Consider the following 23,274-nt stretch of genomic DNA (forward strand, 5'->3'; position numbering starts at 1 on the left):
ATGCAGCAGACCCTGAACCCCTGGATCAGCCGCCCCGCCGTCGAGACGGAAACGCCCGAGCCGGAGGTGCACGCCCCGCCGGCGGCGGCCATCACCGCTCCGTTGCGGGGCATGGTCGAACCCGACGCCGCTGACCGTCTGGGTCACCGGACCGTCGCCGGAACCGCAGCGCTCTGGATCGCCGGCGCGCACGGCGGCTCCGGTGAAAGCCGGCTCGCTTACCTCCTGGACGGGGCACGCGCCACCGGACACTGTTGGCCTGTCCCGCAGGACGGGAGCACCCCGAAGCTGCTGCTGGTCTGCCGCGCCGATATGCGCGGCCTGACCGCGGCCCGCGGCGCCCTCACCCAGTGGGCCTCCGGGGCAGCTTCTGCCGTTGACCTCCTCGGCCTGGCCGTCCTGGCCGATGCCCCCGGCAAGACGCCCAAAGCCCTTCGCGACTTCACCGCCATCGTCGGCGGGGGAGCGCCCCGCCTCTGGGCCCTGCCCTGGGTCGAGGCCTGGCGGCACGAAGACACTCCTAGTGTCCCCGCTGCCCGCGAATACCAACGCTTCACCACCGACATAGCTGCACTCGTAGCTGACACCAGCACCACCAAATGAAAGGTCTCACCATGAACTCCCTGGCCCTCTTGGACTCAAGCGTCATCCCCAACCCGACCCCCGTTGTCCCGGCGCAGGCCGGCGGCCTGCTCACGATCCTGAACTGGGCCTCCGGCATCGGCCTGGTCCTCGGCGTTCTCGGCGTGATCATCGTCGGTATCGGCATGGTCATCCAGCTCCAGCGCGGCGAGGGAGCCCAGGCCATCGGCAAGCTCGGCTGGGTACTGCTGGGCTGCATCATCATCACCGGCGCCTCCGGCATCGTTCGCGCGTTCGTCTAAACCACCACCACACGGGAGGTTCACCATGAGCCAGTCCACCGAAAGCACCCCTGAGAGCAGCCCCTTCACCAAACCCGGGTTCATCATCGCTGCCGCGCTGGTCGTGGCGCTCCTCGCGGCCACCGTCGTCATCTTCCTGCTCCCCAAGGGCGACACCACCGCCCAGCCCGCCCCTGCTTCACCCGAGGGCAGTGCCTCAGCAACGCCGTCAGCTCCGGCGGACGCGGCGGGCAAGAGTGTTTGCGGGCTGCCTTCCAGCAATGACACAGCGCTGGGAACGGCACCGACGTCTAAGTGGGAACTCGTAGGAAAGATGGCTGTCCCCACCGACCCCAAGACGTTCGGCCCCGGGACGACCGACCCGGACGGATTCCGCTCCTGCTTCGCACACTCACCCACCGGAGCGCTCTACGCAGCTACCAACATCTTGGGGCTGGGCTCTTCGGGGAATCCGGTGCTCAACCGGAAGGCAACCGAGCACCTACTGATGCCCGGCCCGGGCAGAGATATTGCGATGGAAGACGCGGCGAAAGCTTCCCCTTCCACGTCCAACTCAACCGTTCAATTTCGGGGCTTTGTGATCAAGAGTTACACCCCGGCCTCCGCTAGCGTCGACGTTGCATTTCAGAGCGATAAAGGGGTGCTTGCGCATGCGGTCCTTCCTTTGCAGTGGGCCGACGGGGACTGGAAACTCTCAATCGCGGACGCGGGACAGCTGATCAACGAAATCTCTCAGCTGCGAGACTTGAGCGGCTTCATCGCGTGGTCGGGGGCCTGACATGGCGGAGAAGGCCTGCGGACTGATTGACGCTGGATGTGCAGTCGGCAACTGGGCTGCCGGCCTGGCAGACGACGCAATGGGGAACATGGCGAAGGCGATCATGGAGGGCATGAGTCAGATGGTGACGACTCTGTCGACCTTCTGGGTTTCGATGCCGACGGTGAACCTGACGAGCCAGGACGGCAGCTCGGCAAGCCCGGTCGTTTCCATGATCAACGGCGAGCTCATGGTCTGGACGGTCGCACTGGCCGTGCTTGCCGTCATTGTTGGCGGTATCCGCATGATCTGGGAGCAGCGCGGCGCGCCGCTAAAAGAACTCCTGCGGTCACTGGTCACGCTGACGCTGGTGTCCGGGCTGGGCCTGGGAGTCATTTCCATTCTGGTGGTCGCTGCGGATGCGTTTTCGGCCGCGATCATCAACCGCTCGACCGACGGTAAAGGCTTCGCGGATGCGATGAAGCTTCTGGTCATGACCAACCAGACCGGTGTTGGAGTCTTCATTCTCATCATCCTGGGCCTCATCGGATTGCTGGCCTCGCTGGTCCAAGTTGTTCTCATGGTCGTGCGGAGCGGGATGCTGGTGATCCTTGCCGGCATCCTGCCTACAACGGCCGCGTTCACGAACACGGAAATGGGCAAGCAGTGGTTCCAAAAGGCTGTGGGCTGGACGATCGCGTTCATCCTCTACAAGCCGGCTGCGGCCATCGTCTACTCCGTCGCGTTCCTGCTCATGGGCAGTAGCGGGAAGAACGCTCTGATCTGCTCGATCACGGGGTTAACGCTCATGGTTGTGGCACTGTTCGCCATGCCGGCGCTGATGCGCTTCGTGACCCCGATGGTGGGTGCGGTCGCATCCGGTGGCGGGGCGGGTGCCGGCGCCGCCGTCGGTGCGGTTGCCACCGGCGCCGTTTCCTTGGGCCGCGGCGGCAGCGGGCGAGGCAATGCCTCCCCAACGCCGGCTAGTTCCAAGGGGACCCAGGCCGGCGCGGCTCCGAAGGGAAGCGACGGGACCACCGGCCCCAAGGGCAGCGGCGGAAGGCCGACTGCCGGGCCGGCAGGAACGGCCGGCGCGCCGGGAGCTGCCGCAGCGGGAGCCGCAGGAGCTGCGGGCGCCGCCGGTACGGCAGGGGCCGGCACCGCTGGCGCTGCAGGTGCCGCTTCGGGTGCAACAGCAGCGGCTGGCCCGGCTGGTATGGCCGTGGCAGCAGGAACACAAATAGCGTCCCGGGTTTCCCAGGCCGCACAACAGACCGCACAGGACTCAACCGGGGAGGGCCCCAGTGGCAGCAATTAGCACCGAATACAAAGAACCGTCATACGGCAACTGGCGCGTGCCGCGTTCGGCCGGGCTAGGGAACCTCGGTGCCATCGGCACCGGCATCGTCATGGCCGGTCTGCTGCTGGGCATCACGAGCTTCGCTATCTGGGGCCTTCTCCCGGGCCTGGCGGTGCTGGCCGTCGCCGGTATCAGCGCTCTGTTGCTGACCGTCAAGGACAAGCACGGCCAGTCCGTTGTCGACCGGTTCGCGACCCGGATGAGCTTCCGGATTTCCAAGTCCTCGGGCACGAACCTCTACCGCTCCGGGCCGCTGGGCGTCACCCAGTGGGGCATGTACCAGCTGCCCGGACTTGCGGCGAAGTCCACGCTGTACGAATTCTCCGACTCCTACAAGCGTCCGTTCGCCCTCCTCCACGTCCCGGCCACGAACCACTTCACGGTGATCTTCTCCACCGAACCCGATGGAGCGTCCCTGGTCGACCCGGAACAGGTCGATGCGTGGGTGGCCAACTGGGGCGGCTGGCTCGCCGGCCTCGCCGACGAAGCCGGCCTGGACGCCGCAGCCGTCACGGTCGAAACCGCACCCGACTCCGGCTACCGTCTCCGCAACGAAGTCGAGATGAACATCGACCCCAACGCCCCGGCCTTCGCCCAGGCGATCCTGCGCGAAGTCGTGGACACCTACCCCAAAGGCTCCGCCACCGTGCGGGCCTGGGTTTCCCTGACGTTCAACGCCTCCCTCCGGTCGGGTTCAAAGAAGCGCACCCCCGAGGACGTCGCCCGCGACGTGGCCTCCCGCATTCCGGGCCTCTCGGCCCGGCTGCAGTCCACCGGCGCCGGCATCGCCCGGCCCATGTCCGCCCAGGAACTCTGCGAGGTCGTCCGGATCGCTTATGACCCGCCGGCGGCCCTGATCATTGATGAAGCCCACGCCGCCGGTTCCCCGGTCTCCCTGAGCTGGGGCGAAGTCGGCCCCACTGCGACCCAGGCCAGCTGGGACGACTACCGCCACGACAGCGCATTCTCAGCCTCCTGGACGATGACCGTCGCACCCCGCGGCTCCGTGAACTCCTCGGTGCTCTCCCGTCTCCTGGCCCCGCACGGGGACATCGACCGCAAGCGCATCTCCCTGCTGTACCGTCCGATGGACTCGGCCCGCGCCGCGGCCGTGGTCGAACGGGACCAGAACAACGCCAACGTCCGCATCACCTCCGGGACCCGCCCCTCGGCCCGCGCCCTGGTCGATGCCCGGTCCGCCGTGCAGACCGCCCAGGAAGAAGCCCAGGGCGCCGGTCTGGTGAACTTCGGCATGGTCGTCACCGCCACCGTCACCGATAAGGAACGCCTCGCTGACGCCGTCGCCGCCATCGAGCAGACCTCCGGCACCGCCCGGGTGCTGCTGCGCCGGGCCTACGGATCCCAGGACACCGCCTTCGCCGCGTCCCTGCCCCTGGGACTGGTCCTGCCCAAGCACAGCATGGTGCCCTCCGAGATTAAGGACGCCCTCTAATGGCCCGCATGCGCCGTTTGACTGCAAAGAAGTCAAAGACAGTAAAGGAACCTGCGGCACGTCCGGAGAAGCGCCCCGCCCGGGACGCGGGCCCGGGCGCGCGCGGTTGGACCGGACGCGGCGGCGGCATGGCCGCGCTCGTCCCCTCCGTCACCGAATACCGCGGCACCACTGTTCAGGTCTGCGGCCTGTGGCCGTTCTCCTCGGGCGCGTCCTCGCCCATGATCGGTGTGCCGCTGGGCCGGCACGAGGAAACCCAAGCCACCGTCTGCTGCGACCCGATCAGCTGGTTCCAGCGGGCACGCCTAATTTCCAACCCCTCCGCATTCATCCTCGGCAAGCCGGGCCTCGGCAAGTCCACACTGGTCCGCCGCATGTTCCTGGGCCTCTCCGCCCAAGGCGTCAACGCCCTCGTCCTGGGCGACCTGAAAGGTGAGCACGTCAAAGCGGTGCAGGCCCTCGGAGGACAGGTCATCAAGCTCGGCCGCGGCGTCGGATACCTGAACATCCTCGACCCTGGCCAGGCTGTCGAAGTCGCCCAGCGCCTCGAAGAGGCCGGCCACCACGACGCCGCCACCCGCGTCCGGGCAGACGCCCACGGCCGCCGGCTGAACATGGTCGTCTCCCTGATCACGATCAGCCGGAACAACCCGCCCACCGACCAGGAACAAACCATCCTCGACCGCGCCCTCCGCGTCCTCGATGACCGGTTCGACGGCGTCCCTGTCCTCAAAGACCTGTTCGACGTCATCGTCTCCGCCCCCGACGAACTGCGCCAGGTCGCGCTGGACCGCGGCGACATCAACGTCTATCTGAAGGAAACCCGCGCGTTGGAGGCAACGCTGCTGGGGCTGACCGGAGGCGGGAAGCTCGGCGAAATCTTCTCCCGCCAGACCACCAACCCCATGAGCCGGGACCGCGCCGTCGTTTTCGACGTCTCTACCATTGATGAGACCGAAACAGACCTTCAGGCGGCCGTGCTGCTGGCGTGCTGGTCCTACGGCTTTGGCACGGTCAACGTCGCCAACGCCCTCGCCGATGCCGGCCTGGAGCCGCGGCGGAACTACTTCGTCGTCCTGGACGAACTGTGGCGGGCGCTCCGGTCGGGCAAGGGCATGGTCGACCGGGTGGACGCCCTGACCCGGCTGAACCGCTCCGTGGGCGTTGGGCAGATCATGATCTCCCACACCATGTCCGACCTGCTCGCGCTGCCGGCAGAGGAGGACCGGATGAAAGCCCGCGGGTTCGTCGAACGCTCCGGCATGGTCATTTGCGGGGGCCTCCCGGCCTCCGAAATGCCGCTACTAACGCAGGCGATCCCGCTCTCACAGCAGGAACAGCAAAAGCTCATCTCCTGGCAGGACCCGCCCGCGTGGGACTCACGCGGTGCCGACGTCGAACCCCCGGGCCGTGGAAAGTTTCTGATCAAGGTCGGCGGCCGCCCGGGGATCCCGGTCCAGATCGGTTTGACCTCCATCGAACGGGCCGAGGGCCTGAACGACACCAACACCCGCTGGCACGAGCCAGCAGCCCCGTTGCTTGACCCGGCGGCCGCGGAGCTGCCAGCAACAGGAGACGCCTCATGAGCGCACCGAACCGTAAAGGCATGGGCCTGGGTGACGCCATCCTGGTCTGGCTGGCTATCGGCTTCATCGTCGTCTTCGGCGGCGGCGCGTACGCCGCCGTTCACATCGGCTCCTGGATGGCCGGCCTGCCAACACCGCCAAGACACCCGATCGACCTGATCGCCGGCCTCGTGAAGGGCCGGGTCATCTGGCCCGTCCAGTCGACCATCGTTGTGGCCGTGATCGCCGGGCTGATCCTGGCCCTGGCAATTGTTGTGTTGGTGGCCTGGCGGAAAGGGGCCGCCAAGCGCACCCGGGTGGACAGGGCCGCGGTCTACATGGGCCGCGGCAAAGACCTCGATCACCTGGGCACCAAGGGTGCCACGGCCACCGCTGTGCGTCTTGGAGTCGAGAACTCTACGGGGGTGAGCCTGGGCCGCAGCGTCGCCGGGAAACGCCCGCTGTGGGCGTCGTGGGAGGACATGCTGATTCTCATCGCCGGGCCCCGCACGATGAAGACCACCTCCTACGCCGTTCCGGCCATCCTGGACGCACCCGGCGCGGTGATCGCGACCTCGAACAAGCGCGACATCGTGGACGTGACACGCCCGATCCGGTCGGAGGCCGGCGCCGTGTGGGTCTTTGACCCGCAGGCAGTCGCCGAAGAGGAACCCACCTGGTGGTGGAACCCGCTGTCCTACGTGAAGAACGAAGCCACCGCCGGGAACATGGCCCAGCACTTCGCCAACGGCTCCCGTGAACCCGGGACCAAACCGGACGCCTACTTCGACCCTGCCGGGCAGAACCTGCTCAAAGCCTTCCTGCTCGCCGCCTCACTCGCCTCCGCCCCGGTCACGCAGGTCTACACCTGGCTTACCCGCCCGCACGACGAGGCCCCTGCTGAGCTGCTCAGGGCGGCCGGCTATGACCTGCTTTCGGACATGGTGCTGGGCCACATCCGCGAACCGGAAAAGCAGCGGGCCGGCGTCTACGGCACCGCCCGGCAGATGGTTTCCTGCCTGACCGACCGCGAGGTCAGCCAGTGGGTCACCCCGGCCCGGGGAACGACGGTGGACACGGACCAGCGGCCGCAGTTCGTCCCCGAGGAGTTCGTGCGCGGTAAAGGCACGCTTTACAGCCTCTCCCGCGAAGGTGTTGGCACAGCCGGGCCCCTCGTCACCGCCCTGACGGTCGCTGTGGTGGAAGCGGCCGAGAAGTACGCCACCTCCCAGCCCGGCGGCCGGCTCGCCACCCCGCTGCTGGGGATCCTCGACGAGGCAGCGAACGTCTGCCGATGGAAGGCCCTCCCGGACCAGTACAGCCACTACGGCTCCCGCGGCATCATCCTCATGACCATCCTGCAGTCCTGGTCCCAGGGCGTGGAAGTCTGGTCCCTAGAAGGAATGCGAAAACTCTGGTCCGCGTCGAACGTGAAGATCTACGGCGGCGGCGTTTCCGAAGTCGGCTACCTCGATGAGCTGTCCCGCCTGATCGGCCAATACAGCTACATCAACATCTCCCGCAGCCACAGCAAACACGGCGCGTCCTCCTCCCGGCAGGAGAACAAGGACGAGATCCTGTCCGTGGCCGACCTGACGGCACTGCCCCGGTTCCGGGCCATCCTGCTGGCCTCCGGCGCCCCGGCTACCTTGATCGAAACGATCCCCTGGATGAACGGCCCTCACGCGCAAAGAGTCAAAGAATCCCTGAGCGCACAAAAGACGCGCGATCGTAAGCCGGTTGCCGTTCCGGCTCACAATCCGTGGGCGGACGGTGAGCCGGGTGAGTGAGGAGTTCGGGAATGCCTTCGACGACGACGAAGACCCGGGGCCGACCCATGGGCGATATCACCCGGGGGAGCCGGAACCCGAACCGGAGCTGGTGTACTCCAACGCGGTCGAGTTCTTCGCCGACCTGATGGCCCAGTCCTACGTCCGGGAAGTCAATGAAGGCGCCACGTTCGCCTGGTGCCCCGAGTGGTACAAACACCCCGAAGCCCTCATCCGGATGGAAGCCCTCTGGCGGGCCTGGGAACACCTCCGCCTGGAACCCGCCCTCGGCGTCAGCACCTGGTGGCTGAACCACGCCGACCCGCACATGCGCGTCCTCATGGACAAAGAAGGTCCCTTCAAGAAATGCGCCTACGACGGCCACAAAACCTCACGCGGCCCCGGCCTCGCAGCGCTCCCTCACACGGAACCCGAGGCCGGCATCTTCGACTGAGCCGGTAAGTCCAGGTAATAAGCCACATGCTCCATAGGATGGAACCTATGACCGAACCGCGTGACCTCGCCCTCCCGACCGGCTACACCGACCTTCTCGGCGAGCTCAAGAACCGGGTCAGGTCCGCGCGCACTGAAGCGCTTCGGACGGTCAACACCCAGCTGATCGAGCTGTACTGGTCCATCGGAAATACGATTCTGGAACGACAGGCCATCGACGGCTGGGGGAGTGGAGTCATCAGCAGGCTGGCGCAGGATCTTCGCGCGGAGTTCCCTGACATGACAGGTCTCTCGAGGTCCAATCTGCAGTACATGCGCAGCTTCGCGGAAGCGTGGCCTGGGTTCGATGCAAATGTCCCACAGCCTGTGGGACATTTGCCCTGGGGCCACATCCGCACGATGCTGGACAAGCGGCTGGAGCCGGAGGTCCGGGAGTGGTACGCCGCGGCCGCAGCTGAGCACGGCTGGTCCCGCAATGTGCTCATGAACATGATCATGAACAAGACCCTGGAACGCACCGGGGCCGCGCCGTCGAACTTTAAGCATCAGCTTGTCGCGCCTGATTCAGAACTTGCCCAGCAGATCGCAAAGGATCCCTACAACTTCGAGTTCCTCGGCCTCTCGGGAGAAGTCGCTGAACGCGACCTCGAGAACGCCCTGACCAGCAGGATCACCGAAACCCTCCGCGAACTCGGCCCAGGCTTCTCCTTCGTAGGGCGGCAGGTCCACTTCGAGGTGGACGGCGACGACTTCTACGTCGATCTGCTCTTCTTTCACATTGAACAATCCCGCTACGTCGTCATTGAACTCAAGACCGGCAAGTTCCAGCCCGAATACGCCGGCAAGCTCAACTTCTACGTCGCGCTCGTTGACGACATGCTCCGACGCCGCCACCACAACGAAACGATAGGAATCCTCATCTGCGGCAGCAAGAACGACCGCAGTGTCCGGTACAGCCTGGGCCGCACGACGTCACCGTTGGCCGTAGCCTCCTATACCTACGACGCACTGCCCGATAACGTGCGGCAGGGACTTCCCGACGCGGAGCACCTGGCTGCGGCTCTCGAGTGGACAGAGACTGAAGAAGGGATCTGACCATGTGCCTGGTCGCCGTTCGGCCCACGGGCCGGTGCCGATCGAACCGGCACCTTTTCAGTGACTCGTCCCGGAACAAATCGAATGCGTCGAGTGAAGGGTGATTAGCCGGTCCACCGGCGCTGAAAGAGCTCGACAGCCTAGGACCGACTTGTCAACCCGGTAGGAGTGGAGATGCGTGGAGGAAAGGACCATCTCCGGCTATGAACCCTCCAGCTGCACCACGATCTTCCCTCGAACGTGGCGCCGGGCCAGGCGCTCAAGGGCCTCAGGAGCGTCCTCCAGCCGGACGTTTTCGATCGGCAGCGGGCTCAGCGTACCCTCGGCTACGAGCCGCAGCAGCTCCGTCAGCATGAGCGCCAGGTCGGCACGGCTGCGCGCGTCCCCGTGCGTGTAGGCCGCCCCCAAAGCGATCTCGTGCAGGCTGGGGGCAATGCCAAACGGTGGCACGGAATCCAGCGACGGCCGCCCGGCAACCGAAGCCAGACCGCCGGCGTGGCGGAGCAGGAGCAGGCCCTCCGCTGCCGACTCGGGCGAGACCGTGTCCACCACGGCGTCGAACCCCCGCTGTCCGGTGGCGGCACGCAAGGCAGCCGGTAGATCCGCACGGCGGTAGTCCAGTACCACGTCGGCTCCGAGGCTGCGCACGTAAGCGTGATTGGGCGGGGATGCGGTGGCGATGACGGTGGCCCCGGCGGCGGCCAGGAGCTGTACCGCAAAGCCGCCGACACCGCCGGCGGCGCCGTGCACCAGCGCGTACTGGCCCCGCTCGGCCCGAAGCCTGCGCACGACGGCCTGATACGCCGTCATGCCGGCGCACGGCAGGCTGGCGGCGACGGTCATGCCGACTTCCGCCGGCACCACTGCCAGAACGGCGGCCGGAACAGTGACAAAGTCGGCCAGGCCGCCCGGTCGCCGCAGGTCCTGATGCCAGGCGACCCGGGTGCCCACGGGCAAGCGCGGGCCCGGCTCCGGTCCGGCGTCGTGCACCACTCCTGCGATGTCCAGGCCAGGGATGTGGGGGTACACCCAGTCCGCGTGGCCGCCGGAGGCCACTTGATAGTCAACCGGGTTAAGGCCCACCGCGTCGACCCGCACCAGTACCTCGCCGATGGCGGGAACCGGTCGGGCTGCCTCGCCCACGCGCAGGGACGACGGCGGGCCGGGCCGGTCCAGCAGGAGTGCTCGCATCATTCCACCAATCCTAGGCGGGCGGCTTCCGGCGGGATCTCCACACCGATCAACGTGCGGCTGCAGGGACGGCCAAAAGCAGCTCCCGGTAGCGCGCGGCGTGCGCCGCCAGTTCCTCCGGCGTCACCCGGGGCGCCGCGTGCAGGACAAGCGGTTCTGCCATGTCCAGGCCGCAAAGGTGCGCGGTGGCCTCCAGGGGACGCAGCAGCTCGGCCATGGTGAAGCGGTTGTGCCCCGTCGGCGTATACGAGGATTCGGGGCCGCCGGTCGAGATGACCAGTTGCAGCCGCTTGCCGTGCAGGGCGTCCCCGCCGGCGCCGTAGGCGAAACCGTACGTGAGCACCTGGTCCATCCACTCCTTCAGAACGCCGGGAACGGAGTACCAGTGCCACGGGAACTGCAGGACGATGGTGTCATGCTCGCGCAGGAGTTCCTGCTCCCAGCCGGCGTCGACCCGCCGGTCCAGGTAAGCGGTTGCGAGTTCCCGGACGGTCACGCCGTCGAGGTCCCTGATGGCGGCGGTAAGCTGCGCGGTGATCCGGGACGCCGCCAGGTCAGGGTGGGCAACGACGACGAGGGTGCGGTGTGCGGTCATGGAAGGTTTGTGCTTCTTTCGGAATCGGATTCGAGGCCTACCAGGGCGCTGCTGAGCTGCCAGAGGAGCTCGGCGTCGGCCTGGTTGTAACTGCGTTTTGATGATTTCTTGGCTGTACTGTTGGCAAAGTATTGGCCGGTGACATTTTCAAGTTCGGGCGCAGAGGCGAGATGGATGGAGGTCCGGGCGCCTTGCTCCGGCGTCTTCATCCAGCGCTGGATCAGCGGGGTCAGGAACGCCTGCATCCGGCCCGGATCTTCCGCGCCGAACGCTGTCGCCACCACACCGGGGTGCAGCGCGTTCGCCGTGACCCTGGTGCCGGCGAGCCGGGCGGCAAGGCCGTAGCTGAACAGGACATTCGCCAGTTTTGATTGGTTGTACGCCCGCTGGCCCGAGTAGGAGTGTTCGCCCTGCAGGTCCGCGAAGTCCATGCGGCCCATGGCCTGGGCCCCGGAGGAGACTGTCACGACCCGGGCCGGCCCGCCCTCCTTCAACCGCTCCAGGAGCAGGTTGGTGAGCAGGAACGGCGCGAGGTGGTTAAGCGCGAAGGTGTGTTCGAGTCCGTCAACGGTGGTGCGGCGGCTGTTCCAGAATCCGCCCACATTGTTGACCAGGACGTCGAGGCGGTCCAGGGTCTGCAGCACGTCGCCGGCCAGGCGGCGGACCTCCTGCTGGGAGGACAGGTCTGCGGTGAGCACCTCGACAGGGGCCGAAGCCACCGCGCGGATGTCCTCCGCTGCCCGCGCCGCCCGGTCAGCGTCGCGTCCCGTGATGGCCACCCGGGCGCCCCGGGCCGCCAGTCCCAGCGCTGTGGCCTTCCCGATTCCGCCGGTGCCGCCGGTGATCAGGACCGTCTTTCCTGCCATGGATTGCATTCGGGGCTCGCTCTCGGTGCTCGTTCGCCGGACCACGCTTCCGTCAGCGGGCCTAGCGTCGGCGGATCTAGACAGGATTGTCTATGCCGGAAACGAAGCTACCAGACAGAATTGTCTGTGCACAAGCGGCGGCTGCCGACGGCCGGAGCTGCCAACGCGCCGCTGGCCGGCGCCGGGCGTAAGCTCGTGCCATGGCGAGATATTTCGATGTGCACCCCGACAACCCGCAGCCGCGATCCATCACGCAGGTGGTGGAGATGATCAAAGCCGGCGGCCTGATCGCCTACCCGACCGACTCGTGCTACGCCCTTGGCGCGCAACTGGGCAACCGGGAGGCGCTGGACCGAATCCGCGCCATCCGGCACCTGGACGACAAGCACCACTTCACTCTGGTCTGCAAGGACTTCGCCCAACTCGGCCAGTTTGTCCAGATCGACAACGACGTGTTCCGCAGCATCAAGGCCGTGACGCCGGGCAGCTACACCTTCATCCTTCCCGCTACCAAGGAGGTGCCGAAGCGGCTGCTGCACCCGAAGAAAAAGACCGTCGGCGTGCGCATCCCGGACAACAAGGTGGTCCAGGCGTTGCTGGCCGAACTCGGCGAGCCGCTCCTTTCCAGTACCCTGCTGCTCCCGGACGAAGAAGAGCCGCTGACCCAGGGCTGGGAAATCAAGGAACGGCTGGACCATGTGGTGGACGCAGTGATTGATTCCGGCGACTGCGGTGCCGAGCCGACGACGGTCATCGATTTCTCCAGCGGCGTCGCCGAGGTCACTCGCCACGGCATGGGCGACCCGTCGAGGTTCGAATAGGGCATAGCACCAGCGCGCACGCTGGTTGTACAAATACGCCTCGTCCGCCCGGCCGGGGCGGTACTTGCGGCGACAACCCCGGACCCCTAGTGTTCGGATCATGGCTGCGCCCGGGGGACCTGCTCGACATCGAAAACGCACGACGCCGACACTGCTGTCTGTGGCGTGCCTCGTCATTGGTGCGGTAACTGCCGGCTGCGGCTCGGTTACCCCGCTGGGCGCGTCGGCCGGCAATCAATCAGTCACCAAACCGCCGGCGGCCTCGGCCGCACCGTCGAGTGCGGCCGGACTCTCGCCAGGCATGACCCTGGCGCCGGCTCCGCCCGTTCCGCCAGCCCCCGCCGGGCACGGTGCAGATGAATGCCTGCCACAGCATGCCGGGGACGCCGCGGCCGCCGCGGCCAAGGGAACGCTGGAGTGCCAATACTTCACTTCGGGCTCGATGATGCCTGCGTCTATGCCCCGTGGTCCGGGACTGGGTTCCGGCGACTACGCCGTGCGGTTCAGCAGCGTGGGAGGCCACGCACTGATGACAGTGCGGATCCGTTGCGCGTCGTACGCGGTCAGTGTCGACCTTGCCGGCGAAACAATCACACCGGATCCCCGGACGCTTGAAAGCTTCGTGGGCACGTGCAACTTCCCGTGGGACCGGGAACAAGTCCTGATGAAGCGATATCTTCAGGCTCCGCTGCAATTTGCGCGCCGGGAAAGTGGAATTGTGCTGCACAACCCGGAGTGGGGCGTTACCCTCTTCAGTACCCCCTATGAGGCAGCCTGATCGGTCCGTCAAGGTTCGCTACTCAGGGGGCACCCCCGCGCAGAGGAGAGCCCCATGGGCAAGGTGGTCATGTACAGCTCGGTGTCGGTGGACGGCTTCATCGCGGACGAGAATAACCAGCCCGGACCCCTGTTCGACTGGTTGTCCAGCGGTGACGTTCCGTTGGACGAGAGCGGCGAATTGAAGGTCTCCCAGACGTCCTACGACTACACCCGGCCGTACTGGGACCAGATCGGGGCGACCGTCGTCGGCCGCCATGTCTTCGATATGACGGACGGCTGGGACGGGGTGCCTCCGGGCGGGGTCGGCCACGTGGTCGTCGTGACGCACCGGCCGGCGCCGGAGGGCTGGGACCCGGCGGCGCCGTTTCACTTCGTCGACGGCATCCAGGCCGCCGTAGCCAAGGCGCAGGAGCTTGCGGGCGACCGCCTGGTCGAGGTCGCTGCCGGCGACGTCGGCGGCCAGGTGCTTGCCGCAGGCCTGGTCGACGAGGTGCGCATGGACGTCATCCCCGTCGTGTTCGGGTCCGGCAAGCGCTACTTCGGGTCGGTCCACGCGCAACACCTGTTGGAGGATCCTGACGTGGTGATTCAGGGCAACCGGGTGCTTCACCTGCGCTATCGGGCGCGCCGGTGACCGATCCCCAGGGTTGGAGTCAGGACGCCGCCGGCCGTTTCGCCGTGCCGCGCTATTTTGACGCAGCGCCACCCAGAGCAGCCGCGTTGACGTCGGCTGTCCGGCGAATCTCTTTGACCTTCGCAATCTGCGGGGCCAGTTCCTGCATGCGGGTCGTCAGGTACTTGTCCAGGACCTTGTCCAGGGCTGCGTGGAAACCGGTCTTATCCCGGCAGACCGCGTCGGTGACGGCGATTCTGAATTCTTCCTGGCCGCCTGCAGCTTTCCCCGCGTCTGCTGCCTGCTGCGGGTTCACAAACGAGGCGTAGGGGGTGTCTTTCATGCAGGCCGCCCAGCCTGCGACTGCTTTGGTAATTCCTGAGTCACCTGAGGCGGACAGGCTGGCCGGGAGGACTGAGTTGTAGGCGATACCGGTGGCAAGCAGGTAATTTTCCGCGCTGCCGTAGATCCGAGTCATGGCTTCGCCTCGGCATCCGCCGGAGGACGTTCCCATGCCGCCCACCGTGGCCATTGGCGCGTTGTCCACCGGGCCGGCGAGCGCCTTGGTGAACGCCGGATTGGCGAAGAGTTTGCCGTCCGCGGACCCGGGAGCCGGCTCGCGGGGTCCTTGCGGCCCGGTGCTGGCGTAGCCGCTGGCCTTGGCTGCCTCGACCGTGAGCCGTTTGAATCCGATGGCTCCGTTCAGGTCCATCGTCATCCTGGAGCTGGGCGGCGTGTAGTCGAAGCCGGCCTTGGCCATGCAGAGCCGGACGGCCTCCTGCATGCCCTTTTCGGCGATCGGATCGGCTGCGGCGTAGGCCTCTGCCTGGCGGATGATCCCCGGGACAGGCTCCGGGGACGCGGTGACCGACGCGGCCGGGATGGCGGCAGCGGCCAGGGCCGCGCCGGTGCCTACGATCAGCACGGCGGCGCCGAAGGTCTTCTTTTTCATGGTGGCTCCTTCTGTTTTGGGCAATGCGGTGGCTGGCCTTTCCTAAGAGCGAAGGCCTCGGCGGATGGTTCGGTGCTGCTGTGGGGGTTAGTTGAGGACGTTGTTTTCGTAGGCGAAGGCGACGAGCTGGATGCGGTTTTTCAGCCTCAGTTTCGCCAGGATGCTGCCGACGTGGGACTTCACGGTCGCCTCACTCAGCACCAGTGAAGCCGCGATCTCGGCGTTGCCGAGCCCTTTGGCGGTCAGGAGAAACACGTCACGTTCTCTTCCCGACAGTTCTGCAAGAGCAGCGTCGTTCCCGGCAGAGGGCGTGGTGTAGTCGCGCAGCAGTTCGTTGGTGATGGCCGGGGCGATGACTGAGTGCCCTGAGTGAACCGTTCGGATGGCGGCCAGCAGGAAGTCCGGTGTGGTGTCTTTGGTCAGGAAACCGGCGGCGCCGGCCTGGATGGCCCGGACGACGGCCTCGTCGTGCTGGATCGTGGTCAAAACGATGACCTTGGTGGCAGTTCCACTGGCCTTATCCAGGATCGTCCGTGTGGCCGTGATGCCGTCCATGACAGGCATCCGAATGTCCATCAGGAGCACATCGGGTGCGGTCTCCCGCACGAGGTCGATGGCGTCCGCTCCGTTGACGGCTTCGCCGACAAGGTCCATGTCCGCCTGGCTGCGGAGGATCATTTTGAGCCCGGCACTGAACAGCGGCTGGTCATCAGCCAGGGCAATCCGGATCGGTGTGGTTGTCACTGTTGTGCTCCCTCCAGTGAGCGCAGGCGGGGCCGCTTGGCGGCGGTCGCAGCCTGCTGGCCAGGTCCGGCCGACGGGAGGAAGGCCAGTACTTCGAAGGTCGCTTCGCCCCGGACTGCTTCCACCCATCCGCCGACGGCTGCGGCGCGGGCTTTCATTCCTGCTAGACCAAGACCGGATGGGGGCGGCGTCGGCGTCGTCGACGGGTTTGTGATCAGTGAAGATCTGCTGCGGAGTTCCAGGGATGCCGCGGTCCAGACCAAGTGCAGGTGCGCGCCCTGGTTCCGGTCTCCGTGTTTGAACGCATTGGTCAAGCTTTCCTGCGCCAGGCGGTAGACCGTCAGCTCCTGGGCCGCGGTCATGCGCCATGGCTCGCCCGTCGTTTCGATCGTGACCGGCATGCCGCTGGCGCTCAGACGGTCGGCAAGAGCCACCAGGTCATCAACCTTGTGAGTCGGTTGGTTGCTTAGCTCTGTGGAGAAGCCTTCGATCAGCCGGCGCGTTTCGACCAGTGCGGTCCTCGCTGATTCGGCGATGACACTTGAGGCTTCCTCGACGGAGTCCGGCTCTGCGCGGTGAATGAAGCGTATTCCGTCAGCCTGCGCCACGATGACCGTCAGTGAATGGGCCAGAACGTCGTGCAGCTCCCTGGCGATCCTGTTGCGTTCCTGTTCGACGGCGAGTTCCGTCGCGGTTTCCCGGAGTCGGGTTTCAGCCGCGAGCTGCGCCTTGCGGCTCCTTGAGGCGTTGTTTACTGCCACACCCACGGCCCAGGCGGCGAGATTCAGGGCGGCGAACGCTCCAAAAATCAGAAAAGCATAGGTGAGGGATCGCAGTAATCCTCTGCCGTAGATCTGGTTGCCGAAGATGAAGTTGATCCACGTCGGGTCAGTGAACCAGTTGACGGTAATGATGCCGGCAAATAGGACAGCAGCAACGGGGAGGACCCACCCGTTCCGGGCTTTCCAGCCGATGACGACGAAGAAGATGACCACCGGTACGACGGCGTAGCTCAGCACACCCGACAGCAGGACCACCGGGAGGCACTTGACGCCCTGCAGGACTAAGGCGAAGAAGACCAGCCCCAGGGCGGCCGCCGGCAGAATCTCGGCCACAGCGACACCCGTCACGAGCGCCAGCAGCAGGGCGCTCTTCTGGTCGAAATGGCGCTCCTCCAGGATAAAGAGCGCCCCCGCAAGCAGCACGGCAGTGGCCGGTGCCGCGAGGGGCCTCAGAGACTGGATCGTTTTGAACATGCCTTCACCCTAAACGGGCTCTCAGAACACAGCGCCCCATTTCGAGTGAGTTCCAACCCGATGATGAACAAGTTCCACCTCCCGGATGACTGATCCGCCGACCGAGCTTGCGGAGTAGCTTTTGAACGAATAGCTCTCGACGGCGGCAGGTGAAAGGTCCTCGCCACTCCTCGAAGTGCGAATCCGTGTGAGCGGCCGCGAGACTCTGGCAACGATATGGGGACGAATTTCGTGGTGGGTGTATTCGCTCGACGTCAACCCGCCAATAATGAGGAAATGGCGCTCACTCCCAGGTATCGAGTTCGCAATCACAGCATGCGTTACCCGGTTATCGTTGCGGTCGGCGCCGTCCTGCTAGCGGGGGGCTGCATCCGGATGCGCTTCTTCCTCAGGAAACAGCGAACCGCCATGTCTTCCCCCCAAGTGACCGTCAACGACGTTGCCAGCATGAAGCTCACCGACGCAACTAGCCCAATGAATGACGGCGGGGGGTTCACTTACACCTTTGAGGTCCCATCTAACATGGCCGTCGGCGATGCGGCCGTCACGGCTGTGCCGTTCAACATCACCCGTTAGGGGTACTTCGGCAGGAACCATCCGCCAGCAAGGCCTACGAGTCCCGAATACACATCGTTCGTCCGTGCGGAGATCAGGTCCTGCCTCGACCGCAGTTGGGTAAAGAAGGTCAAATGTCGCCCCCCGGGGCTACACTTTAATTCGAACATATATTCTAAAAGGGTGTGTTGTGGGCGTAATCATCGGGCCCCGCGTGATAGACGCGGGCACTTCCCTGCTGTCGGTTCTAATCTCGCCGGTGCCGGTCGCCGCCGGCTATCCGTCGCCGGCGCAGGACTACTTTGATGGCAGGATCGACCTCAACGAGCACCTGATCAAGGACATCACCAGCACCTACGTCGTGCGGGTGTCAGGGGACTCGATGGAGGGCGCCGGCATCAGCGACGGGGACGAGCTGATCGTCAACCGGGCGCTCGAGCCGCGCGACGGGTGCGTCGTCGTCGCCGTCCTCGACGGCGAACTCACCGTCAAGCGCCTCCGCGTCACCCCGTCCGGGGTGATCCTGCAGGCGGACAATCCGCGCTACCCCGACATCCGGGTTCCCGCCCTCTCCGACCTGGTCATCTGGGGCGTCGCCACCCGGTGCCTGCACCATGTCTAAACCCAGGTATGAGCCCCATGTCTGAGCCCCGGGCCAGCGGCAGTATTGCCCTGGTGGACGTGAACTGCTTCTATGCCAGCGCCGAACGCGCGTTTGATCCCTCACTGGAGGGCCGGCCGGTGGTGGTGCTGTCCAACAACGACGGCTGCGCCGTCACCCGCTCGCCCGAGGCAAAGGCCCTGGGCATCCCGCTCGGCGAACCGTGGTTCAAACTCGCCGCGCGGGCCAGGGAGTGGGGGCTCGTGGCCAGATCCAGCAATTACGAGCTCTATGGGGACATCAGCGCGCGGGTGATGGAACTCCTGGGCCGGTACTCAGCCTGGCTGGAGGTCTACAGCATTGACGAGGCCTTCCTGGGCGTGCGCGGAAGCCCGGAAGAGCTGCTGCGGCTGGGGCAAGCCATGAAGACGGCGGTCCGGCGGAACGTCGGCGTTCCCGTGTGCGTCGGCATCGCCGCCACCAAGACCCTGGCGAAACTGGCCAACAAGTGGGCCAAACACAACCCGACGTTCGACGGCGTCTGCCACTGGGATTCCGTTCCCGCCGACCGGCAGGAACTGCTCATGGCCGGCCTGTCCGTGATTGAGCTCTGGGGCGTCTCCACGCGCCTGACCAAACGGCTGAACGGGCTGGGGATCCATACCGTGCTTGACCTGGCCAGGGCGGACCCGGTCCGGATCAGGGACCGTTTCTCGGTGGTGCTGATGCGCACGGTCCTGGAACTGCGGGGCACGCCCTGCATCCCGCTCGAAGAGGAACGCATCGGCCGCGACCAGCTGATCTTCAGCCGGTCCTTCGCCACTCCGATCAGCACACCGGCCGCGATGCGCCAGGTCCTCGGGATCTACGCGCAGCAGGCCAGCGCCCGGCTCGCCCGGCACGGCCTACAGGCCAAAGTCCTTACTGCTTTCGCCGCCACATCCCACTACAATCCCCGGGACAGCTCGCATCCCTCGGTGTGCGTTTCGCTGCCGATGCCCACCGCCGACCCGGTGCTGCTGGCCAGGGCGGCCTACGCCCTGCTCCCCCGGATCGACGACGGCGTCAAGTATGCGCGGGCCGGCGTCATGGTCACCGACCTGCGCCCGACAGCCAACCAGGCCCCGCTGGCCGTGTTCGAGAACGCGCATGAGGAGCGCGGCATCGGCCCGTTGCTGGAGGAAGTCAGCCGGAAGTACGGCCGGGGCTCCATCGGTCTGGGCCACGCCGGAATCCGCGCCGGCCCCGACTGGACCATGAAGCGCGACATGCTCTCCCCGCGCTACACAACCCACTGGGACGAACTCCCCGTGGTCAAGGCCGCCTGACGGCGCCGGCACGAAGGCCGGACCGGAGCACGGGAGCACGCCATGCCGCCCGGACTCCCCCGCGGAGTGCCACCCTGATCGGTCAGGCCGTGGTCCGGACCCGCTGAAGGAAGGAATCAAGGATCCGTCCGGCGTTCTCACCGAGCCGGTCATCGACCGCCGGACTCTGCGGTCCCGCCACGTGCAGCCGGTCCCAAAGCAACAGGAGGGCCGCCAGCACTTCGGAGAGCCCCGTATCTGCCTCCGCACGCCGCCGCAGCAGCCTGAGGTGCGCCGCCTGCAGGGCCGGTCCCGGCAAGCAGGCCAGGTCGCGGCTGAAGAGTCGGCGGCAACGGTCATAGGCGGACAGGCCCTCGACCGGGAGACCCGCGAGTTCATATGCCGTCACCAGGCCCATCCAGGCCCGTTCATTCAGCGGCTCCAGCCGGACGGCCGACTGCGCCCATCGGATCCCGTCGTCGTGACGGCCCAGGAGCGTTGCCACCTCGGCGGCGGAGATCATGGCCGCCACGCGTTCGGCGGCGTGACGGGTACGGGCCTCGTCAGCCCAGTCGGCGACGAGTTCGAAGCCGAGGAGAGGCTCGGCGGAAAGTTCCAGCGCTTCGACCAGGAACCGATAGGCCCTGGCCGGCGCGGCAAGGTCCGCTGCGCTGAGCAGGCGGCGGAAGCGCGAGAGGTCCAGGTCCACGAGGCCGGGGTCGAGCACGTATCCGCTGTTGGCGGTCCGGAGCGGTCCCGTCTTGGTCTGTCCCGGCTGGATTGCCCGGCGGATGCCGCTGACATAGCTCTCCAGCGTGGCCACTGCCCCGTCGCTGGCACTTGGCCCCCAGAGGATTTCGATCAGCCGGGTCTTGGAGATCGGCGTGCCCAGGTTCAGCAGGAGAATTTCCAGAATGTGCCGCGGCTTGCACCCGCCCAGATCCGCGGCCGTGAGTGCCACACCCTCACGTCGGACTTCCAGTGATCCAAAAAGTTGCACCGATATGGCTGGTGCTGCTGCCGGCAAGTTGTGCATGATGTTCTCCGATTCCCCGGGCCCCGTTGCAATCGCGTTGGTCAAAGACATGCCGCCTCCCGGAGCCACCGTGACACGGTGGCTCCGAGGCAGCAAGCGTAGGAAACTACCCGATTTTCGGGATGCCAAGAGTCGGGTAGGGGCATCCGTGCGTCGAGTACGCACCACCGAGGAAATACACGTAGCCGGCATCCTGGCCGAGTAGCTCCCGGGGGAAGCAGGGCTCCGCCAAGTAGCCCTGCAACCTCACCCGGGTCTTTCGCACCGGGCCACCGTTCGGTTCACGGGCCCCTTCGGGGCGCCCGGGATTTTCGGCTGAAGACCCCGCCGGCGCACCGGCGCCATGTGCCCGTAACGGGAGCAGAATTGAAGCAGGCAACTTCACTTCCCCAGCCGCGTCAAGGTCTAAGAGGGTGCGCCATGAACACCGGGAATGCTCGCGTCACGCTGCTGCTGGCAGCGGTCCTGCTGGGTGCCGCGGGATGCGCCCCGGGAGGCGGGACCACGGCTCCGGCGAGCGCATCCGCGACGGAGGGCATGCAGATGGGCTCCGGAGCCTCCGGCGGGCCGCCCGGCAGTTCGGCGACGGCGACGTCGACGGCGACGAGTTCGACGGCGACGATCACCGTGCGCGACTTTGCGTACGGCACGCCGCTGGTGGTCGCCGCCGGGGCGCAAGTCACCGTGACGAACATGGACAGCGCCGAGCACACCGTCACCGCGGACGACGGCTCCGCGTTCGACGTCGACGTCAAGGGCAGCGGCGGCACCGCCACCTTCACCGCGCCGTCAAAGCCGGGAACGTACGCCTATCACTGCACCTTCCACCCCGGCATGCACGGAACGCTGACGGTCAAGTGAACGTCCCGGTCCGCAGTGGCGCACGGGGACGTAGCCTGGCCCTGCGGTCGCTGACGGCTGTGGCCCTGCTGATCGACGCCGGGGTCCACCTCCATCTTGCTCCCGGCTACCAGGCCGGGTCCCCGCAGGGTATCGGCCAGGGGACCCTCTTCCTGCTCGAATCCGCGGCGGCGGCGCTCGCCGCGCTGGCCGTGTTAGTGCGCGGCAGCAGGACCGCCTACGCTTTCGCCTTGCTCGTGGCGTTGAGCGCCTTCGCGGCCGTCGTCTTCTACCGCTACGTGGACCTGCCCGCGTTCGGCCCGTTTCCGGCCATGTACGAACCCGTCTGGTACTTCGAGAAGACGGTCAGCGCCATTGCGGAGGGTGCCGGAGTTGTGCTGGCCGGCATCGGCCTGGCTTGGACCCGGCGCGCCGGGCAACGCTCGCCGGCCGGCCCGGCGGTCGGCCGCCGCCCTGCCTGACCCCGAACTGCAGAGTGCGTTGTTGGCATGGGGGCGAGGTGACCCCGCCCTAGTCCTTGCTCCGGGCCCGGCTGGGCTGCACCCGCGGCGGTTCGCCGGGCATTTTCGGGAAGTCCGGCGGGAAGGGAAGTTCGCCGAGGCCCGCGGCCAGGTCCCGTTCCCACCACCCGAGCAGGGCCTCGATGGAGCCGGGGCGCGAATGCATGTCTGCCCAGGGATCCCCGGTGGCCTTGAGCCGGCCGGGAACGGTGGCGACGGTGAAGTCCTTGGGGTCCGCGCCGTCCAGCTCATCCCACTCCAGCGGGCAGGATACGGTGGCGGCGGGCAGCGCGCGCGGGCTGTAGGCCCCGGCCATCGTGCGGTCACGGTTGGCCTGGTTGAAGTCGACGAACACCCGCGTGCCGCGCTCCTCCTTCCACCACGCGGTGGTGACCTGCTCCGGCATCCGGCGCTCAAGTTCGCGCGCGGCCGCGATGACGGCGTGCCGCACCTCGAGGAACTCATGCGCGGGCTCGATCGGTGCGAAGACGTGGAGCCCGCGGTTGCCGGAAGTCTTGATGAAGGCTGTCAGCCCCGCTTCGGCCAGCACCTTGCGCAGCTCCTGGGCCGCCGGCACAGCGTCGCGGAAGCTGGTGCCCGGCTGCGGGTCAAGGTCGATCCGCAGCTGGTCCGGGTTGTCCGGGTTCGCAGCCCGCGAGGCCCACGGGTGGAAGACCACCGTGTTCATCTGCACCGCCCACACCGCGGCGGCTATCTCGTCGATTACCAGCTGGGGATGCGACCGGCCGCTCGGATAGACCACGTCCACGGCCCGCACGAAGTCCGGGGCACCCTTGGGCGGGTTCTTCGAGAAGAACTGCTCGCCGTCGACATCGCCGGAGAACCGCTGCAGCGTGATGGGGCGGCCGCCGTTGGCGGCCAGGAAGGCGTCCCCGACGGCGACCATGTAGTGGGCCAGGTCCAGCTTGCTCAGGCCCGCTTCGGGCCACAGCAGCCTGCCGGGACTGGAGATCCTGACTTCCCTGCTGCCGTCGGGTCCCGCAACGGAGACCGTGGTTTCTTCCCGCGCCATGAGGATCAAGCTACCCCGGGGCGCTGTCCGAGGAAAGGAGGCAGCGTCAGGGCCGGCGGACGGTCTTGTAGATTTCGAACCAGACCACTCCGGCGGCTCCGGCCACGAGCGCCAGCAGCCAGTCCCCCGGCGCCAGCGGCCCCAGGTCGAAGGCGCCGCGCAGCCCCGGGACGCTCAGCAGCACCACCAGGAACAGGGCCGCACCGCCGACCACCCATTTCAACGTC

General features: G+C 66.7%; 26 protein-coding genes. 17 read left to right on the top strand and 9 right to left on the bottom strand.

The features are described from left to right. The 9 genes from HNO80_RS09395 to HNO80_RS09435 are packed head-to-tail and all read left to right on the top strand — an operon-like array spanning position 1 to position 9,336. On the top strand, positions 1-603 hold the full coding sequence (locus HNO80_RS09395) for a DUF6668 family protein (protein WP_175322589.1): 603 nt from the start codon (positions 1-3) through the stop codon (positions 601-603). 11 nt (positions 604-614) lie between these two features. Then, a complete protein-coding gene (locus HNO80_RS09400; protein ID WP_011689681.1) occupies positions 615-884 on the top strand; it encodes a hypothetical protein in 270 nt (89 codons plus the stop codon). Positions 885-909: 25 nt separating this feature from the next. Beyond that, entirely contained in the window at positions 910-1,662 is a 753-nt protein-coding gene (locus HNO80_RS09405) for a DUF8175 domain-containg protein (protein WP_175322590.1), read from the top strand. A gap of 1 nt (position 1,663) precedes the next feature. Then, the gene (locus HNO80_RS09410) at positions 1,664-2,959 is read left to right on the top strand and encodes a TrbL/VirB6 family protein (RefSeq protein ID WP_175322591.1); all 1,296 of its coding nucleotides are present in this window, start codon (positions 1,664-1,666) and stop codon (positions 2,957-2,959) included. Next, positions 2,946-4,454, top strand: a complete 1,509-nt coding sequence (locus HNO80_RS09415; RefSeq protein WP_175322592.1) for an SCO6880 family protein — start codon at positions 2,946-2,948, stop codon at positions 4,452-4,454. Before HNO80_RS09410 ends, HNO80_RS09415 begins: the two co-directional genes overlap by 14 nt. Continuing rightward, on the top strand, positions 4,454-6,040 hold the full coding sequence (locus HNO80_RS09420) for a putative type IV secretion/conjugal transfer ATPase (RefSeq protein WP_175322593.1): 1,587 nt from the start codon (positions 4,454-4,456) through the stop codon (positions 6,038-6,040). The genes HNO80_RS09415 and HNO80_RS09420 overlap by 1 nt, the downstream gene beginning before the upstream one ends. After that, positions 6,037-7,809 (top strand): type IV secretory system conjugative DNA transfer family protein, encoded by a 1,773-nt coding sequence (locus HNO80_RS09425; RefSeq protein WP_217500763.1) that lies wholly within the window; start codon positions 6,037-6,039, stop codon positions 7,807-7,809. The genes HNO80_RS09420 and HNO80_RS09425 overlap by 4 nt, the downstream gene beginning before the upstream one ends. Then, positions 7,802-8,242 (top strand): DUF4913 domain-containing protein, encoded by a 441-nt coding sequence (locus tag HNO80_RS18070; RefSeq protein ID WP_349627309.1) that lies wholly within the window; start codon positions 7,802-7,804, stop codon positions 8,240-8,242. The genes HNO80_RS09425 and HNO80_RS18070 overlap by 8 nt, the downstream gene beginning before the upstream one ends. 47 nt (positions 8,243-8,289) lie before the next feature. Next, the gene (locus HNO80_RS09435) at positions 8,290-9,336 is read left to right on the top strand and encodes a PDDEXK nuclease domain-containing protein (RefSeq protein ID WP_175322594.1); all 1,047 of its coding nucleotides are present in this window, start codon (positions 8,290-8,292) and stop codon (positions 9,334-9,336) included. Positions 9,337-9,537: 201 nt separating this feature from the next. Here the strand turns inward: HNO80_RS09435 and HNO80_RS09440 are convergent, their stop codons facing one another. Genes HNO80_RS09440 through HNO80_RS09450 form a run of 3 tightly spaced genes read right to left on the bottom strand, consistent with a single transcriptional unit; the run spans position 9,538 to position 11,988 of the window. Then, entirely contained in the window at positions 9,538-10,530 is a 993-nt protein-coding gene (locus tag HNO80_RS09440) for a zinc-binding dehydrogenase (protein ID WP_175322595.1), read from the bottom strand. Positions 10,531-10,576: 46 nt separating this feature from the next. After that, complete coding sequence (locus tag HNO80_RS09445; protein ID WP_175322596.1) at positions 10,577-11,122, bottom strand: NAD(P)H-dependent oxidoreductase; 546 nt, start codon at positions 11,120-11,122, stop codon at positions 10,577-10,579. Next, entirely contained in the window at positions 11,119-11,988 is an 870-nt protein-coding gene (locus HNO80_RS09450) for an SDR family NAD(P)-dependent oxidoreductase (RefSeq protein WP_249777263.1), read from the bottom strand. The genes HNO80_RS09445 and HNO80_RS09450 overlap by 4 nt, the downstream gene beginning before the upstream one ends. A gap of 200 nt (positions 11,989-12,188) precedes the next feature. On the opposite strand from HNO80_RS09450, the gene HNO80_RS09455 reads away from it, so the two are divergent. From HNO80_RS09455 to HNO80_RS09465, 3 genes are all read left to right on the top strand, one after another. Beyond that, positions 12,189-12,809, top strand: a complete 621-nt coding sequence (locus HNO80_RS09455; RefSeq protein ID WP_175322598.1) for an L-threonylcarbamoyladenylate synthase — start codon at positions 12,189-12,191, stop codon at positions 12,807-12,809. Positions 12,810-12,969: 160 nt separating this feature from the next. After that, positions 12,970-13,587: a hypothetical protein gene (locus HNO80_RS09460; protein WP_175322599.1), complete on the top strand. Its 618-nt coding sequence runs from the start codon at positions 12,970-12,972 to the stop codon at positions 13,585-13,587. Between the two features lie 54 nt (positions 13,588-13,641). Next, positions 13,642-14,223: a dihydrofolate reductase family protein gene (locus HNO80_RS09465; protein WP_175322600.1), complete on the top strand. Its 582-nt coding sequence runs from the start codon at positions 13,642-13,644 to the stop codon at positions 14,221-14,223. A 52-nt stretch (positions 14,224-14,275) separates the two neighbouring features. Here HNO80_RS09465 and HNO80_RS09470 read toward each other — a convergent pair whose 3' ends face one another. The 3 genes from HNO80_RS09470 to HNO80_RS17945 form a co-directional block, all read right to left on the bottom strand. Continuing rightward, positions 14,276-15,154 (bottom strand): hypothetical protein, encoded by an 879-nt coding sequence (locus HNO80_RS09470; RefSeq protein WP_175322601.1) that lies wholly within the window; start codon positions 15,152-15,154, stop codon positions 14,276-14,278. An 87-nt stretch (positions 15,155-15,241) separates the two neighbouring features. Beyond that, entirely contained in the window at positions 15,242-15,898 is a 657-nt protein-coding gene (locus tag HNO80_RS09475; protein WP_349627310.1) for a response regulator, read from the bottom strand. Continuing rightward, positions 15,895-17,154, bottom strand: coding sequence for a sensor histidine kinase (locus HNO80_RS17945; RefSeq protein WP_249777264.1), 1,260 nt, complete (start codon positions 17,152-17,154; stop codon positions 15,895-15,897). Before HNO80_RS17945 ends, HNO80_RS09475 begins: the two co-directional genes overlap by 4 nt. A 276-nt stretch (positions 17,155-17,430) precedes the next feature. Between HNO80_RS17945 and HNO80_RS09480 the strand changes: the two genes are divergently transcribed. From HNO80_RS09480 to HNO80_RS09490, 3 genes are all read left to right on the top strand, one after another. Beyond that, positions 17,431-17,730 (top strand): hypothetical protein, encoded by a 300-nt coding sequence (locus HNO80_RS09480; protein WP_175322603.1) that lies wholly within the window; start codon positions 17,431-17,433, stop codon positions 17,728-17,730. Between the two features lie 169 nt (positions 17,731-17,899). Then, positions 17,900-18,331, top strand: coding sequence for a LexA family protein (locus HNO80_RS09485; RefSeq protein ID WP_175322604.1), 432 nt, complete (start codon positions 17,900-17,902; stop codon positions 18,329-18,331). A gap of 17 nt (positions 18,332-18,348) precedes the next feature. Then, entirely contained in the window at positions 18,349-19,638 is a 1,290-nt protein-coding gene (locus HNO80_RS09490) for a Y-family DNA polymerase (protein WP_175322605.1), read from the top strand. An 82-nt stretch (positions 19,639-19,720) separates the two neighbouring features. Here HNO80_RS09490 and HNO80_RS09495 read toward each other — a convergent pair whose 3' ends face one another. Next, positions 19,721-20,578, bottom strand: a complete 858-nt coding sequence (locus HNO80_RS09495) for an AfsR/SARP family transcriptional regulator (RefSeq protein WP_349627312.1) — start codon at positions 20,576-20,578, stop codon at positions 19,721-19,723. 495 nt (positions 20,579-21,073) lie between these two features. Here HNO80_RS09495 and HNO80_RS09500 point away from each other — a divergent pair, with 495 nt between their 5' ends. Together HNO80_RS09500 and HNO80_RS09505 are read left to right on the top strand one after the other, a co-directional pair. Continuing rightward, positions 21,074-21,514, top strand: a complete 441-nt coding sequence (locus tag HNO80_RS09500) for a cupredoxin domain-containing protein (RefSeq protein ID WP_217500764.1) — start codon at positions 21,074-21,076, stop codon at positions 21,512-21,514. Then, complete coding sequence (locus HNO80_RS09505; RefSeq protein ID WP_349627314.1) at positions 21,511-21,975, top strand: hypothetical protein; 465 nt, start codon at positions 21,511-21,513, stop codon at positions 21,973-21,975. Before HNO80_RS09500 ends, HNO80_RS09505 begins: the two co-directional genes overlap by 4 nt. 49 nt (positions 21,976-22,024) lie before the next feature. Here HNO80_RS09505 and ligD read toward each other — a convergent pair whose 3' ends face one another. Continuing rightward, positions 22,025-23,047, bottom strand: coding sequence for a non-homologous end-joining DNA ligase (ligD, locus tag HNO80_RS09510; RefSeq protein WP_175322607.1), 1,023 nt, complete (start codon positions 23,045-23,047; stop codon positions 22,025-22,027). 46 nt (positions 23,048-23,093) lie between these two features. Beyond that, positions 23,094-23,261 (bottom strand): cation transporting ATPase C-terminal domain-containing protein, encoded by a 168-nt coding sequence (locus tag HNO80_RS18205; RefSeq protein WP_502707836.1) that lies wholly within the window; start codon positions 23,259-23,261, stop codon positions 23,094-23,096. Positions 23,262-23,274: the final 13 nt, after the last annotated feature.

Source organism: Arthrobacter sp. C9C5, from assembly GCF_013359735.1.
In the GTDB taxonomy this organism is placed as follows: domain Bacteria; phylum Actinomycetota; class Actinomycetes; order Actinomycetales; family Micrococcaceae; genus Arthrobacter.

Excerpts from the sequence above, each read along its gene's own strand:
- HNO80_RS09420 (WP_175322593.1), top strand. The coding sequence starts at position 4,454 with ATGGCCCGCATGCGCCGTTTGACTGCAAAGAAGTCAAAGACAGTAAAG.
- HNO80_RS09445 (WP_175322596.1), bottom strand. The coding sequence starts at position 11,122 with ATGACCGCACACCGCACCCTCGTCGTCGTTGCCCACCCTGACCTGGCG.
- ligD (WP_175322607.1), bottom strand. The coding sequence starts at position 23,047 with ATGGCGCGGGAAGAAACCACGGTCTCCGTTGCGGGACCCGACGGCAGC.
- HNO80_RS09500 (WP_217500764.1), top strand. The coding sequence starts at position 21,074 with ATGAACACCGGGAATGCTCGCGTCACGCTGCTGCTGGCAGCGGTCCTG.
- HNO80_RS09395 (WP_175322589.1), top strand. The coding sequence starts at position 1 with ATGCAGCAGACCCTGAACCCCTGGATCAGCCGCCCCGCCGTCGAGACG.
- HNO80_RS09410 (WP_175322591.1), top strand. The coding sequence starts at position 1,664 with ATGGCGGAGAAGGCCTGCGGACTGATTGACGCTGGATGTGCAGTCGGC.
- HNO80_RS09440 (WP_175322595.1), bottom strand. The coding sequence starts at position 10,530 with ATGATGCGAGCACTCCTGCTGGACCGGCCCGGCCCGCCGTCGTCCCTG.
- HNO80_RS09490 (WP_175322605.1), top strand. The coding sequence starts at position 18,349 with ATGTCTGAGCCCCGGGCCAGCGGCAGTATTGCCCTGGTGGACGTGAAC.
- HNO80_RS09435 (WP_175322594.1), top strand. The coding sequence starts at position 8,290 with ATGACCGAACCGCGTGACCTCGCCCTCCCGACCGGCTACACCGACCTT.
- HNO80_RS17945 (WP_249777264.1), bottom strand. The coding sequence starts at position 17,154 with ATGTTCAAAACGATCCAGTCTCTGAGGCCCCTCGCGGCACCGGCCACT.
- HNO80_RS09425 (WP_217500763.1), top strand. The coding sequence starts at position 6,037 with ATGAGCGCACCGAACCGTAAAGGCATGGGCCTGGGTGACGCCATCCTG.
- HNO80_RS09405 (WP_175322590.1), top strand. The coding sequence starts at position 910 with ATGAGCCAGTCCACCGAAAGCACCCCTGAGAGCAGCCCCTTCACCAAA.
- HNO80_RS09455 (WP_175322598.1), top strand. The coding sequence starts at position 12,189 with ATGGCGAGATATTTCGATGTGCACCCCGACAACCCGCAGCCGCGATCC.
- HNO80_RS09465 (WP_175322600.1), top strand. The coding sequence starts at position 13,642 with ATGGGCAAGGTGGTCATGTACAGCTCGGTGTCGGTGGACGGCTTCATC.
- HNO80_RS09470 (WP_175322601.1), bottom strand. The coding sequence starts at position 15,154 with ATGAAAAAGAAGACCTTCGGCGCCGCCGTGCTGATCGTAGGCACCGGC.
- HNO80_RS09400 (WP_011689681.1), top strand. The coding sequence starts at position 615 with ATGAACTCCCTGGCCCTCTTGGACTCAAGCGTCATCCCCAACCCGACC.
- HNO80_RS09480 (WP_175322603.1), top strand. The coding sequence starts at position 17,431 with ATGGCGCTCACTCCCAGGTATCGAGTTCGCAATCACAGCATGCGTTAC.
- HNO80_RS09450 (WP_249777263.1), bottom strand. The coding sequence starts at position 11,988 with ATGGCAGGAAAGACGGTCCTGATCACCGGCGGCACCGGCGGAATCGGG.